The 13,417-nt window shown below is 53.1% G+C and carries 14 protein-coding genes; all 14 read right to left on the bottom strand.

Annotated elements, in window-relative coordinates:
- Window positions 1–194: 194 nt before the first annotated feature.
- Window positions 195–1,565: a bifunctional UDP-N-acetylglucosamine diphosphorylase/glucosamine-1-phosphate N-acetyltransferase GlmU gene (gene glmU, locus CKQ53_RS05175; RefSeq protein ID WP_094117948.1), complete on the bottom strand. Its 1,371-nt coding sequence runs from the start codon at window positions 1,563–1,565 to the stop codon at window positions 195–197.
- A gap of 268 nt (window positions 1,566–1,833) precedes the next feature.
- Window positions 1,834–2,247, bottom strand: a complete 414-nt coding sequence (locus CKQ53_RS05170) for a F0F1 ATP synthase subunit epsilon (protein WP_026738603.1) — start codon at window positions 2,245–2,247, stop codon at window positions 1,834–1,836.
- A gap of 29 nt (window positions 2,248–2,276) precedes the next feature.
- Complete coding sequence (gene atpD, locus CKQ53_RS05165; RefSeq protein ID WP_085650613.1) at window positions 2,277–3,659, bottom strand: F0F1 ATP synthase subunit beta; 1,383 nt, start codon at window positions 3,657–3,659, stop codon at window positions 2,277–2,279.
- A gap of 47 nt (window positions 3,660–3,706) precedes the next feature.
- Window positions 3,707–4,570: a F0F1 ATP synthase subunit gamma gene (gene atpG / locus CKQ53_RS05160; RefSeq protein ID WP_085650612.1), complete on the bottom strand. Its 864-nt coding sequence runs from the start codon at window positions 4,568–4,570 to the stop codon at window positions 3,707–3,709.
- A gap of 53 nt (window positions 4,571–4,623) precedes the next feature.
- Window positions 4,624–6,165 (bottom strand): F0F1 ATP synthase subunit alpha, encoded by a 1,542-nt coding sequence (gene atpA, locus CKQ53_RS05155; RefSeq protein WP_085650611.1) that lies wholly within the window; start codon window positions 6,163–6,165, stop codon window positions 4,624–4,626.
- A gap of 12 nt (window positions 6,166–6,177) precedes the next feature.
- A complete protein-coding gene (gene atpH / locus CKQ53_RS05150; RefSeq protein WP_085650610.1) occupies window positions 6,178–6,711 on the bottom strand; it encodes a F0F1 ATP synthase subunit delta in 534 nt (177 codons plus the stop codon).
- Between the two features lie 14 nt (window positions 6,712–6,725).
- Window positions 6,726–7,196: a F0F1 ATP synthase subunit B gene (gene atpF, locus CKQ53_RS05145; RefSeq protein ID WP_026738608.1), complete on the bottom strand. Its 471-nt coding sequence runs from the start codon at window positions 7,194–7,196 to the stop codon at window positions 6,726–6,728.
- A gap of 63 nt (window positions 7,197–7,259) precedes the next feature.
- Window positions 7,260–7,499 (bottom strand): F0F1 ATP synthase subunit C, encoded by a 240-nt coding sequence (atpE, locus tag CKQ53_RS05140; RefSeq protein ID WP_005976545.1) that lies wholly within the window; start codon window positions 7,497–7,499, stop codon window positions 7,260–7,262.
- 49 nt (window positions 7,500–7,548) lie between these two features.
- Window positions 7,549–8,352 (bottom strand): F0F1 ATP synthase subunit A, encoded by an 804-nt coding sequence (atpB, locus tag CKQ53_RS05135; RefSeq protein WP_085650609.1) that lies wholly within the window; start codon window positions 8,350–8,352, stop codon window positions 7,549–7,551.
- 23 nt (window positions 8,353–8,375) lie between these two features.
- Window positions 8,376–8,759 (bottom strand): F0F1 ATP synthase subunit I, encoded by a 384-nt coding sequence (gene atpI, locus CKQ53_RS05130; protein WP_085650608.1) that lies wholly within the window; start codon window positions 8,757–8,759, stop codon window positions 8,376–8,378.
- A 633-nt stretch (window positions 8,760–9,392) separates the two neighbouring features.
- Window positions 9,393–10,013 (bottom strand): 16S rRNA (guanine(527)-N(7))-methyltransferase RsmG, encoded by a 621-nt coding sequence (gene rsmG, locus CKQ53_RS05125; protein ID WP_094117949.1) that lies wholly within the window; start codon window positions 10,011–10,013, stop codon window positions 9,393–9,395.
- A 69-nt stretch (window positions 10,014–10,082) separates the two neighbouring features.
- Window positions 10,083–11,972, bottom strand: coding sequence for a tRNA uridine-5-carboxymethylaminomethyl(34) synthesis enzyme MnmG (gene mnmG, locus CKQ53_RS05120; protein ID WP_085650606.1), 1,890 nt, complete (start codon window positions 11,970–11,972; stop codon window positions 10,083–10,085).
- Window positions 11,973–12,349: 377 nt separating this feature from the next.
- Window positions 12,350–12,793, bottom strand: coding sequence for an FMN-binding protein MioC (gene mioC, locus CKQ53_RS05115; RefSeq protein WP_085650605.1), 444 nt, complete (start codon window positions 12,791–12,793; stop codon window positions 12,350–12,352).
- A 91-nt stretch (window positions 12,794–12,884) separates the two neighbouring features.
- A complete protein-coding gene (gene asnC / locus CKQ53_RS05110) occupies window positions 12,885–13,346 on the bottom strand; it encodes a transcriptional regulator AsnC (protein WP_094117950.1) in 462 nt (153 codons plus the stop codon).
- Between the last annotated feature and the right edge of the window lie 71 nt (window positions 13,347–13,417).

Raw genomic sequence — 13,417 nt, 5'->3', positions numbered from 1 at the left:
TTAATCCGGTATATTCCGGGCTCCCCGAGCCTTGTAGAGTGGGGAATTATTATGTTTTGGCCTGCAAGTTCGCGCATCAGTGTGAAAAGGCAGGACAAAACCGTCTTTCATCAAGACAATGCGCATCCCGCCCCTGTTCGGGCGGGATGATCTATTCGACGACGGCGCATATCCGCCGCCATCGTCGAATAGATTTACTTTTTCTTCGCCGGTCTCTGCCAGCCAGCGATATTCGTCTGCTGGACACGGCTGAGCACCAACTCGTTCTCGCCGACGTCGCGAGTGACGGTGGTCCCCGCGCCGAGAGTCGCTCCCTTAGCAACGCGAACCGGCGCCACCAGTTGGGTGTCCGAACCCACGAACACATCATCGCCAATGATGGTCTGATGTTTGTTGGCCCCATCATAATTACAGGTGATGGTGCCAGCGCCGATATTGACGTTCGCGCCGATATCAGCATCGCCTAAATAGGTCAGGTGACCGGCTTTGGAGCCTTTACCCAAACGGGCTTTTTTCATTTCAACGAAGTTGCCGACGTGAGCCCCTTCGGCCAGCTCCGCGCCGGGACGCAGACGTGCAAATGGCCCGATGGTGCACTTCGCTTCCAACACGGCGTCTTCTAACACCGAGTATGGACTGACTTCGCAATCATCACCAATGACGCTGTTTTTGATCACGCAGCCCGCGCCAATCGTCACGCGATCCCCCAGAGTGACGTCGCCTTCCAGTATGACATTGCTGTCAATGGTGACGTCACGGCCAAACTTCACGTTGCCGCGCAGATCGAAGCGCGCCGGATCCTGCAGCATCACTCCCGCCAGCAACAGCTTCTCCGCCTGCTCCTGCTGGTAGATACGTTCCAGACGCGCCAGCTGGAGACGGTTATTAACGCCTTCCACCTCGCTGGCACACTCAGGGTGTACCGCTGCAACGCGACGACCCTCTTGAGCGGCCATCGCAATGATATCGGTGATGTAGTATTCGCCCTGCGCATTGTTATTGGTCAGCTGGCTGAGCCAACGCTTCAGATCGCGACCGCCCGCGACCAGAATACCCGTATTGATTTCGCCGATTTGACGCTGCGCTTCGCTGGCATCTTTATGTTCCACAATGCCGACGACCTCATGGTCCTGCCGTACGATGCGGCCGTACCCGGTGGGATCGTCCACATTCACGGTCAGCAGGCCGATACCGCCGTCAGGCTTGGCTTGAACCAGACGCTTCAGCGTCGCTTCGGAGATCAGCGGAACATCGCCGTACAACATCAGGACATCTTCGTCATCGCTAAACGCAGGTGCCGCCTGCTGCATCGCATGGCCCGTCCCCAATTGTTCAGCCTGCAACACCCAGTTCAGCGCTTCGCCGGACAGCGTCTTTTTGAGGCGATCGCCGCCGTGACCATAGACCAGATGAACGCGCTCAGCGCCCACCTTCATGGCGGTATCAATCACGTGTTGAACCATCGGTTTACCCGCCAGCGGGTGGAGAACTTTGGGAAGATCGGAATACATGCGTGTCCCCTTGCCGGCGGCAAGAATCACGACGCTGATAGCACTGTTCGACATAGGCATCCTGACTGAAACTGATTGGTGCCCACTAAGTGGGACGAATGAAAGTTAACCCTATTATTACACCGGATTACTACATATTTTTCAGCGAAAAATCCCGCTTGGCCTCATTTTGCGAGATAACGCCGACGAAATGGCGAATTCCTTCGCGGAGGCGACCCTTTTACGACGTTTTCAGGTATTGCTCCCCACAACATCGCCCGGACCACGGGTATAAAAAAAGCCAGCAGGTAAAAACCGGCCGGCTTTTTGGAGACTGTCTCTGTTACATCGATTTTCTGGTCAGCTCGATAACGCGCAGTTTAGCAATGGCTTTGCTCAGTTCAGCAGAGGCCTGAGCATAATCCACGTCACCGTGTGAACTACGGATATGCTCTTCAGCCTTACGCTTCGCTTCCAAAGCCCGCGCTTCATCAAGATCCTGCCCACGGATGGCGGTATCAGCCAACACGGTGACCGCATTCGGCTGTACCTCAAGGGTACCGCCGGACAGGTAGATGAACTCTTCATCACCGTGTTGCTTAACAATACGCACCATACCAGGCTTAATGGCCGTCAGCAGGGGGGCGTGACCAGGGTAAATCCCCAGCTCGCCTTCGCTACCGGTCACCTGAATTTTCTGTACCAGACCGGCGAACATTGCCTGTTCCGCGCTCACGACATCCAGATGGTAAGTCATAGCAGCCATGTCACCCTCCTATCAAGGCGTTACAGTTTCTTGGCTTTTTCCACTGCTTCGTCAATGGAACCAACCATGTAGAACGCCTGTTCCGGCAGGTGGTCGTATTCGCCGTCCATGATGCCTTTAAAGCCACGGATGGTCTCTTTCAGAGAGACGAATTTACCCGGAGAACCCGTGAACACTTCTGCCACGAAGAACGGCTGAGACAGGAAGCGCTGGATCTTACGCGCACGGGATACAACCAGTTTGTCTTCTTCAGACAGTTCGTCCATACCCAGAATCGCGATGATGTCTTTCAGTTCCTGGTAACGCTGCAGAATGGACTGCACGCCACGAGCGACATCATAGTGTTCCTGACCAACAACCAGCGGATCCAGCTGACGGCTGGTGGAATCCAGCGGGTCAACGGCCGGGTAGATACCCAGAGACGCGATCTGACGGCTCAGTACCACGGTTGCATCCAAGTGAGCAAAGGTGGTGGCTGGCGACGGGTCGGTCAAGTCATCCGCAGGGACGTAAACGGCCTGTACGGACGTGATGGAACCGGTTTTCGTGGAAGTGATACGTTCCTGCAGCACACCCATCTCTTCCGCCAGCGTCGGCTGGTAGCCTACTGCGGAAGGCATACGGCCCAGCAGTGCGGACACTTCGGTCCCTGCCAGCGTATAACGGTAGATGTTATCGACGAACAGCAGAACATCGCGACCTTCATCACGGAATTTCTCCGCCATGGTCAGACCGGTCAGTGCGACGCGCAGACGGTTACCCGGCGGCTCGTTCATCTGGCCATATACCAGAGACACTTTATCCAGAACGTTGGATTCGCTCATTTCGTGGTAGAAATCGTTACCCTCACGAGTACGTTCCCCTACACCCGCAAACACGGAATAACCCGAGTGCTCGATAGCGATGTTTCGGATCAGTTCCATCATGTTGACGGTCTTACCCACACCCGCGCCGCCGAGCAGGCCGACTTTACCGCCCTTGGCGAACGGACACATCAGGTCGATAACCTTGATACCCGTTTCCAGCAGTTCCTGGGAGTTGGACAGTTCTTCGTACGCCGGCGCTTCGCGGTGGATAGCCCAACGCTCTTCTTCGCCGATATCGCCTTTCATGTCGACCGGCTCGCCCAGTACGTTCATGATACGACCCAGCGTCGCTTTACCTACCGGCACTTCAATCGGGTGACCGAGGTTAGCAACGTCCAGGCCGCGACGCAGACCGTCTGAAGTTCCCATTGCAATACAACGAACAACGCCGCCGCCCAACTGCTGCTGTACTTCCAGCACCAGTTTTTCAGCACCGTTTTCAACCTCAAGCGCATCGTACACTTTCGGTACGGCATCCTGAGGGAACTCGACGTCCACCACGGCGCCGATTACCTGGATAATCTTTCCAGTAGCCATCTTGAATCCTCTACGTAATTCGACAATACGTAATTCGTTAACCTAGCTTAAACCGCGGAGGCTCCCCCGACGATCTCGGTGAGTTCCTGAGTGATGCTGGCCTGACGAGCTTTGTTGTATACCAACTGCAGCTCTTTAATCAGATTACCGCCGTTATCGGTGGCGGCCTTCATCGCAACCATTCGCGCGGCCTGTTCGCTGGCCAGGTTTTCTACGACGCCCTGATAAACCTGAGATTCCACATAGCGGCGCAGGAGGGTATCCAGCAATGCTTTAGGGTCCGGCTCATACAGGTAATCCCAGGACTTCTTCTTCAACGTGCTGTCTTCCGCCGGGGGAAGAGGCAACAGCTGAACAACCTGAGGCTCCTGAGACATGGTATTGATGAATTTGTTGCTCACCACATACAGCTTGTCCAGACGACCTTCGTCATAGGCCTGCAGCATGACTTTTACCGATCCGATCAATTCAGACAGGCTGGGGGCATCGCCCATACCCGTTACCTGAGCGAGAACGTTTCCGCCAACGGAATTGAAGAAAGAGACGCCTTTCGAACCTACCAGCGCCAGATCGCTTTCTACGCCCTTATCGCCCCACTCTTTCATCTCGGCCAGAAGCTTTTTGAACAGGTTAATATTCAAGCCACCGCACAGGCCACGGTCTGTAGACACCACAAAATACCCGACGCGCTTAACTTCGCGCTCTTCCAGGTACGGATGTCTGTACTCCAAATTACCTAACGCAAGGTGACCAATCACTTTGCGAATAGTTTCAGCATAAGGACGGCTGGCCACCATACGATCCTGCGATTTACGCATTTTGGAAGCGGCGACCATCTCCATCGCTTTAGTGATCTTCTGCGTATTCTGGACGCTTCCGATCTTACTACGTATCTCTTTTGCGCCGGCCATCTTAGCTTCTCCTCAATAGCCTAGCGGTCTGCCGTGAGGCAGACCGCGGGCAATTACCAGGACTGGGTTGCTTTAAAAGTATCGAGGATAGTTTTGAATTGACCCTCGATTTCATCGTTATAAGCACCCGTCTGGTCGATCTGCTGCAGAAGTTCGCCGTGCTCACGGCTGGCATAGGCCAGCAGCGCCGCTTCGAAGCTTCCCACTTTAGACAGCTCAACGTCTTCCAGGTAACCGCGTTCTGCTGAGAACAGCACTAGAGACTGCTGCGCGATGGACATCGGCGCATACTGTTTCTGTTTCAGCAGTTCAGTCACTTTCTGACCGTGGTTCAGCTGTTTACGCGTTGCATCATCCAGATCGGAGGCAAACTGAGAGAACGCCGCCAGTTCGCGATACTGTGCCAGAGCGGTACGAATACCACCGGACAGTTTCTTCATGATCTTGCTCTGCGCTGCACCACCCACACGAGATACGGAGATCCCTGGGTTAACAGCAGGACGAATACCAGCGTTGAACAGGGTAGATTCCAGGAAGATCTGACCATCGGTAATGGAAATAACGTTGGTCGGAACGAACGCGGAAACGTCACCTGCCTGAGTTTCAATGATAGGCAGCGCCGTCAAAGAACCCGTTTTGTCCTTCACTTCACCGTTGGTGAATTTTTCTACGTACTCCGAGTTGACACGCGCAGCACGTTCCAGCAGGCGGGAGTGCAGATAGAACACATCGCCCGGGAATGCTTCACGGCCCGGCGGACGGCGCAGCAGCAGAGAAATCTGACGATAGGCGACAGCCTGTTTGGACAGGTCATCGTAAATGATCAGTGCGTCTTCGCCGCGGTCACGGAAATACTCGCCCATCGCACAACCGGCATAAGGCGCCAGGTACTGCAGAGCGGCAGATTCGGAAGCCGTAGCCACAACCACGATGGTGTTAGCCAGCGCGCCATGCTCTTCCAGTTTGCGAACCACGTTGGAAATCGTGGAGGCTTTCTGGCCGATAGCGACGTAGATACATTTGATGCCGGAATCACGCTGGTTGATGATGGCATCAACGGCCAGCGCGGTTTTACCGGTCTGACGGTCGCCGATGATCAGCTCACGCTGACCGCGGCCGATCGGAATCATCGCATCGACGGATTTGTAACCGGTCTGAACCGGCTGGTCGACAGACTGACGTTCGATTACGCCCGGCGCAATCGCTTCAACGGCCGCGAAGCCGTCGTGCTCTACCGGACCTTTACCGTCGATAGGCGCACCCAGTGTGTTGACCACTCGGCCCAGCAGGCCGCGGCCTACCGGAACTTCCAGGATACGGCCGGTGCATTTCACTTTCATGCCTTCGGCCAGGTCCGCATACGGACCCATCACCACGGCACCCACGGAGTCGCGCTCCAGGTTCAGTGCGATGGCATAACGGTTGCCGGGCAGAGAAATCATTTCCCCCTGCATGACATCGGCCAGACCGTGTACACGGATGATCCCGTCACTGACGGAAACGATAGTACCTTCGTTATGAGCTTCGCTCACAACATTGAACTGAGCAATCCGCTGCTTGATCAGTTCACTGATTTCGGTGGAATTCAGTTGCATGCTCCAGTCCCCTTAAGACTGCAAGACGTCTGCCAGACGATCCAGACGACCACGAATACTGCCGTCTATCACCATATCGCCTGCGCGAATGATCACGCCGGCCATAACAGACTTATCAATTTTGCAATTCAGCTTCACTTTACGTGACAGACGTTGTTCCATCGCAACCGCTATCTTGGATAGCTGCTGCTCGTTCAACGTCGTGGCGGAAATCACATCGACATCAACTGTCGATTCCTGTGCCGCACGAAGTTGAACAAACTGTTCCAGTACTTCAGGAAGCACCAGTAAACGCCCGTTTTCGGCCATAACCCGAATCAGGTTTTGGCCCGCATCATCCAGTTGATCACCGCACACCTCGATGAAGGTATTCGCCAGCGTTTGCGGCGCGACAGCGCCGGAAAGCAACTCGGCGATCTGTTCATCTCGGCTTACTTCCGCAGCAAATGCCAGCATGTACTGCCAGTGTTCAACCGCCTGGTGTTCTGCGGCAAAGTCAAAAGCTGCTTTGGCGTAGGGGCGAGCTACCGTGACAAATTCAGACATCAGCCCCTTCCTCCTTACAGTTCAGCGACCAGTTTATCGACGATGTCGCTGTTAGCAGCTTCATCCACGGAACGTTCAATAATTCTCTCGGCACCCGCAATGGCCAGCGAGGCGACCTGCTTACGCAGCTCTTCGCGAGCGCGCTTGCGTTCAGCGTCAATCTCAGCCTGGGCCTGCGCCACAATTTTGTTGCGTTCCGTTTCTGCTTCCACTTTCGCTTCTTCCAGAATCTGAGCGCGTTGCTTATTCGCCTGCTCAATAATGACCTGAGCATCCGCTTTAGCTTTCTTCAGTTGATCGGTCGCATTGGCCTGCGCTAGGTTCAGATCGTTCTTGGCGCGTTCAGCAGAAGACAGACCGTCAGCAATTTCTTTTTGACGCTTCTCAATGGCTGCCATAATCGGCGGCCATATGTACTTCATGCAGAACAGGACAAACAGGACAAACGCAATGGCCTGGCCGAGGATTGTAGCGTTAATATTCACAGCACAATGCCTCTTCGTAAGTTAAATGGTTGATGTTCCATCACCTGACAAGCACAAGCTTGTTTAGGCGACCGCAAACATCACATACAGACCCAAACCCACAGCGATCATCGGGATTGCATCCACCAGACCCATTACGATAAAGAACTGTGTACGCAGCAGAGGAATCAGATCGGGCTGACGTGCAGCGCCTTCCAAAAATTTACCACCCAGAATGCCGATACCGATCGCAGCACCGATAGCCGCCAAACCCATCATCAACGCGGCAGCCATGTACAGCAGATCCACACTCAGGTTTTCCATGACAGTCTCCAGTTTGTTTCAGTTAAAACGTTATTGTGTTGAAAGAAAATCAATGCTCTTCAGATGCCATCGAGAGATAAACAACCGTCAGAACCATGAAAATAAAAGCCTGAAGCGTAATGATCAGGATGTGGAAAATGGCCCAAGGGACATTCAACAACCATTGAGACCACCACGGCAACAAGCCGGCAATCAGGATGAAGATCAACTCACCCGCATACATGTTGCCAAACAGTCGCAAACCCAGTGAAACCGGTTTGGACAGCAGGCTGACACCTTCAAGAATCAGGTTGACAGGAATAAAGACAGGATGATTAAACGGCTGCAGTGTCAGCTCTTTGACAAAGCCGCCCACGCCTTTCATTTTGATGCTGTAGAACAGAATCAGAATGAAAACGCCTAACGCCATCGACAGCGTAATGTTCACGTCGGCAGAAGGTACCACGCGCAAATAAGCATGGGCAGGATCGTGCCCGGCGGCGCTATAAATCTTCGCCCAAATTTGCGGCAGCAAATCGATCGGCAGCAGGTCCATAAAGTTCATCAGGAAAACCCAGACGAAAATGGTCAGCGCCAAAGGAGCAATCAACTTGCTCTTGCCGTGATACATATCACGCACGCTGCTATCCACGAAACCGACGACCAGCTCAACTGCGGTCTGCAGCTTGCCAGGCACGCCACTGGTTGCGTTTTTAGCGACTGAACGAAAGATAACCAGAAAGAGTATGCCAAGAGCGACTGAGAAAAACATCGAATCGATGTTGATCGCCCAGAAGCCCGAACCCACCTGTAAATGCGTCAGATGATGGCCGATATACTCTTGCGGAGTAGAGATTTCTCCTGAAGCAGACATGATGTCTCTTACCCTTTTTGTTGTTAACTACGGTAACGGTTAATGACAGCGGGTGCCACGATCTGGATAACCAACACCGACAAGTATGTCAGGCCAAGCGGAAGGAATGCCGCATGAAACCCGCCTAACGCCACCACCAACAATGCAATGGTGAAGAGCATTTTCAGCGCCTCGCCCACAGCAAATGACCAGGCAATGCGTCCTGCTGATGGTGTCTGCACGTTCCGCCGTAAGGCAAACAGCATAAACACCATATTCGGCAACCAGGCTGCCAATCCCCCGCCTAATGCGGAAACCGCGGCCTTCTGGCTGACCGTAGCGAAAATAGCGCTCAACGCCAACATCACTACGCATTGTATCAGCAACGAATGCAGCGCGACTTTCCCATTGTAAAGGGGTACAGACATGACGCTTGCTCTCCCCGTACCTTTTCTCAGAGGTATGCTGAATAAAGTCGTATAAAACTGCCTTTAGAGCATCGAGTCAAGCAGCAAAAAACGAGCAAATTATACGTTTCAGCCAAGCGAATTCAATCAATAAGTAGCCAAAAGGTGAACGATTATTTAAATTTATTTCAGAAGCCTTATTTTTACTAACTATGCTGTTAACACGACTTTAATAAAACCAGCACTAAATCGGCTACATTGTGTGATATTACTCACATAAAACAAGCTACAGCGTTTTATATACGATCGGCTTTTTTTTTGTCTTTAGCAAAAATAGCTATTTTTATTTATTTAATTTCAAATAGTTAAAAACCAACACTCAGCAAACATAACAAAACCACAGCGGAAACCGGTTATTGACATTCCGGATAATTTTATCTCACATCATTAACACATATCCGTCACGTAAAACGGCAGCGAAACTGTCAGGCTGTTTAAAAAAACCACACCCCACATTCCCGTCAAAATGCATTAAAGACACCGCTGTGTAACATCACATTAAAAATTACTGAGGCCGCTAATTTATCACGCGCACGTCCCTGACTATCGGGTGAAAAGTGCAATTACTTCGTGCTTATTTGATAAAAAACAACATTAAAGCTGACGCAGAATGACCAAATGACGCTCCCCTTCCTGCTCGGGTACATTCAATTTGACGATCGACTCGGCGGAAATCCCTTCAGGCAAGGCATGCAACTCATCGTCGGGAAGGACGCCTTTAAGGGCGTAGAAACGGCCCTGAGGTCGCGCGGGAAGATGATGGCACCATTCGACCATATCCTGCAGAGACGCGAACGCGCGGCTGATGACGCCGTCAAACGCAGGCTCAGCAGGGAAGTCCTCTACACGGCTCTGTACCGGTTCAATATTTTCCAACTGCAGCTCATGCTGCACCTGACGCAGAAAACGTACACGCTTGCCCAGGCTGTCTAACAGGACGAAATGAGCGTCAGGACGGATGATGGCCAACGGAATGCCAGGCAGACCCGGACCGGTGCCGACATCGATAAAGCGCTGTCCTTCCAGATGCGGTTCTACCACCAGGCTATCCATGATGTGACGCACCAGCATTTGGCCGGGGTCGCGCACCGAAGTCAGATTGTAGGCCTTGTTCCACTTATTCAGCAGTTCAACGTACTGTATCAGCTGTGTTTTCTGGCGATCGGTCAACGTTATGCCAGCGCTGTCCAGCAGGTGGTTTAGTTTCGTAAGCACGCAAAATCCTGATTTTTCGTTCTGTTAGCTTGATAGACATGATGCAGCGCGGCGTTAAGCCGCGCTCTGTTAGGCGCTGCGGCGCAACATCCCTTGTTTCTTCAACCACACCAGCAAGATGGAAATGGCGGCGGGAGTAACGCCGGAGATACGGGACGCCTGGCCGATCGAGCCGGGCTTGTGATCGTTGAGTTTGGCGACCACTTCGTTCGACAGTCCGCTGACCTGACGATAATCCAGGTCAACAGGCAGCAAGGTATTTTCATTACGCTGCTGTTTTTCGATCTCTTCCAGCTGACGGGCGATATAGCCTTCGTATTTGACCTGAATCTCGACCTGCTCCGCCGCTTTGGCATCACTCAGCGCCGGTGCGAACATCGGCAACTGCGTTAGCAGCGCATAGTCAATTTCAGGGCGACGCAGCAAATCTTCACCGTTGGCTTCGCGAGACAATGGCGCTTTCAGCAGCGTGTTGATTTCGGCAACCTGCTCAGAATGCGGGTGGACGAACACATCACGCAGGCGTTGACGCTCTTTTTCGATGCTTTCCAGCTTCTCGTTGAAGTGCGCCCAGCGAATATCGTCGACCATGCCCAGTTCTCGACCTTGTTCGGTCAGACGCAGGTCCGCGTTGTCTTCACGCAGCATCAGACGGTATTCCGCTCGCGAAGTGAACATGCGGTACGGTTCTTTGGTGCCCAGCGTACAGAGATCGTCCACCAGCACGCCGATGTAGGCCTGATCGCGACGCGGGGTCCATCCATCCTGTTCGAAGGCCAGTCGTGCGGCGTTGAGTCCCGCCAGCATGCCCTGAGCCGCCGCTTCTTCGTAACCGGTGGTGCCGTTGATCTGGCCGGCAAAGAACAGGCCGTGGATAAATTTGTTTTCCAGCGTCGGTTTGAGATCGCGCGGATCGAAAAAGTCATATTCGATCGCGTAGCCAGGACGAACAATGCGTGCATTTTCCATCCCGGCCATAGAGCGAACAATCTGCCATTGCACGTCAAACGGCAGGCTGGTTGAGATACCGTTCGGGTATATCTCGTTGCTGGTCAGCCCTTCCGGTTCCAGGAAAATCTGATGAGCATTACGGTCGGCAAAGCGCATGACTTTGTCTTCGATAGACGGGCAGTAGCGAGGTCCGATGCCTTCGATAACGCCCGCGTACATCGGGCTGCGATCCAGATTATTACGGATCACCTCATGCGTACGTTCGTTGGTATGCGTGATGTAGCAGGGCATCTGCGCCGGATGCTGACTGGCGCTTCCCATGAAGGAGAACACCGGCATCGGGTTGTCGCCATGCTGCTGGCCCAGAACGCTGAAGTCGATAGTGCGAGCGTCGATGCGCGGCGGTGTGCCTGTTTTCAGGCGGCCGACGCGCAGCGGCAGTTCCCGCAGACGTTTAGCGAGCGGAATGGACGGCGGATCGCCAGCACGGCCACCGCTGTAGTTATCCATCCCGATATGAATTTTGCCGTCCAGGAAAGTCCCGACGGTCAGAACAACGGATTTAGCGCGGAATTTCAGTCCCATCTGGGTGACAACACCCACCGCGCGATCGTTTTCCACTATCAGATCGTCGACAGCCTGCTGGAAGATCGTCAGGTTCTCCTGATTCTCCAGCGCCGTTCTCACCGCCTGTCGATACAGGACGCGGTCTGCCTGAGCTCGGGTAGCGCGTACTGCCGGGCCTTTACTGATGTTTAGTATCCTAAACTGAATACCCGCCTGATCGATCGCGCTGGCCATCAGGCCACCCATGGCGTCGATCTCTTTGACCAGATGTCCTTTTCCGATCCCGCCAATGGCTGGATTGCATGACATTTGTCCTAACGTATCAATGTTATGCGTCAGTAAAAGGGTTTGACGTCCCATTCGAGCAGAAGCCATCGCGGCTTCTGTGCCGGCGTGACCTCCGCCGATCACGATGACGTCAAAAGGATCTGGATAAAACATGGTACTGCACCTCGCGTGGTTGCGAACGATCGTTACGGCCCTGGGGTGGGGGATTCTACTCAAGTTTGTTCGAACGACCAAGCGCGGTTGATCGTCAGGTAATTAAAGAAAGATCTTTTTATTTAAAGATCTCTTTATTAGATCTCTTATTAGGATCGACGTTATCTGTGGATAACCGCAAAATCGGCAGAATGATCAATCCTTTAATCGGGATCATTAGCTGTGAAAGATCGGTGATCCCACACCGTATAAGCTGGGATCTGAATGGGTAGTTATGCACAGCTCAGAAAACGACCGGCAGTTGTTATTGGGATAACTACCGGTTTTACCCCTGTTATAACGCGTTTTATCCACAGATAAAGGAGTGAAAAAAGGCATTATCTGAGTAAATTAACCCACGATCCCACCCATTCTTCCGCTGGATCCTCCGGAATTTCGTGCTCGGTGATGTCGATCTTGAGGATTTCACCGATCCTTTTTGCTCCACGATCCTGCAAAACGCGATCGACTGTCAGGATCGCGCCACAGTAAGTGTCGTACTCCTTACTGCCGATCCCGATCGCGCCAAAACGGATCTCCGATAGGTCGGGCTTATTCGCCTCTATATTTTCAAACAACGTTTTCAGGTTGTCAGGCAAGTCGCCAGCGCCATGCGTGGAGGTGATTACCAGCCATAACCCTTCTGTCGGAACTTCGCTGAGTTCGGGGCCATGCAACAGCGTGGTGGTAAAGTCAGCCTGTTGCAGCAGGGTTTCCAAATGCTCTGCGACGTACTCCGCGCTGCCAAGCGTGCTACCGCTAATAAGAGTGATATGGGTCATACACGATCCCGTCGGATGAAAAGACGGGCCATTGTACGCTGTGATTTTGGTGGGATCTACCTGTGGATAATAGGGGGATAGGAAAAAAGGCTTAGGGCGCGATCGTCCGCATGATGGGGTTTTGCAGGGAGATCAGGGTCTCTGTGGACTGGATTTCATCAATTGTCTGGATCTTGTTGATAAGTACATCCTGCAGGGCGTCGATAGAGCGGCACATCACCTTGATGAACACGCTGTAGTGCCCGGTGGTGTAATACGCTTCCACCACTTCTTCCAGGTTATTCATCTTTTCGAGCGCGGAGGGGTAATCTTTGGCGCTCTTCAGAATAATGCCGATAAAGCAGCATACATCGTAGCCCAGTTGCTTGGGATTCACGTCCAGACGCGTGCCGACGATAATGCCCGCCTGTTTCATTTTTTCTACCCGGACATGGATGGTGCCGGGGCTGACCGCGAACTGCTTGGCGAGCTCCGCATAGGGCGTACGCGCATTTTCCATCAGCGCGCCGAGGATACTGCGGTCGAGTTCGTCCATTGAATAGGTGTCGGCCATAACACGTCTCTATTGTTGTCTGTTTCTGCGTTTTACTGCGAATGGCGGGCTTAAGCAACGTCTATCACGGC

It is taken from the genome of Lonsdalea britannica (assembly GCF_003515985.1).
Lineage (GTDB): Bacteria > Pseudomonadota > Gammaproteobacteria > Enterobacterales > Enterobacteriaceae > Lonsdalea > Lonsdalea britannica.
This window is presented reverse-complemented; position numbering and strand designations above follow the sequence as displayed.

Excerpts from the sequence above, each read along its gene's own strand:
- atpE (WP_005976545.1), bottom strand. The coding sequence starts at position 7,499 with ATGGAAAACCTGAGTGTGGATCTGCTGTACATGGCTGCCGCGTTGATG.
- atpH (WP_085650610.1), bottom strand. The coding sequence starts at position 6,711 with ATGTCTGAATTTGTCACGGTAGCTCGCCCCTACGCCAAAGCAGCTTTT.
- atpB (WP_085650609.1), bottom strand. The coding sequence starts at position 8,352 with ATGTCTGCTTCAGGAGAAATCTCTACTCCGCAAGAGTATATCGGCCAT.
- mioC (WP_085650605.1), bottom strand. The coding sequence starts at position 12,793 with ATGACCCATATCACTCTTATTAGCGGTAGCACGCTTGGCAGCGCGGAG.
- atpG (WP_085650612.1), bottom strand. The coding sequence starts at position 4,570 with ATGGCCGGCGCAAAAGAGATACGTAGTAAGATCGGAAGCGTCCAGAAT.
- atpA (WP_085650611.1), bottom strand. The coding sequence starts at position 6,165 with ATGCAACTGAATTCCACCGAAATCAGTGAACTGATCAAGCAGCGGATT.
- asnC (WP_094117950.1), bottom strand. The coding sequence starts at position 13,346 with ATGGCCGACACCTATTCAATGGACGAACTCGACCGCAGTATCCTCGGC.
- CKQ53_RS05170 (WP_026738603.1), bottom strand. The coding sequence starts at position 2,247 with ATGACTTACCATCTGGATGTCGTGAGCGCGGAACAGGCAATGTTCGCC.
- atpD (WP_085650613.1), bottom strand. The coding sequence starts at position 3,659 with ATGGCTACTGGAAAGATTATCCAGGTAATCGGCGCCGTGGTGGACGTC.
- atpI (WP_085650608.1), bottom strand. The coding sequence starts at position 8,759 with ATGTCTGTACCCCTTTACAATGGGAAAGTCGCGCTGCATTCGTTGCTG.
- glmU (WP_094117948.1), bottom strand. The coding sequence starts at position 1,565 with ATGTCGAACAGTGCTATCAGCGTCGTGATTCTTGCCGCCGGCAAGGGG.
- mnmG (WP_085650606.1), bottom strand. The coding sequence starts at position 11,972 with ATGTTTTATCCAGATCCTTTTGACGTCATCGTGATCGGCGGAGGTCAC.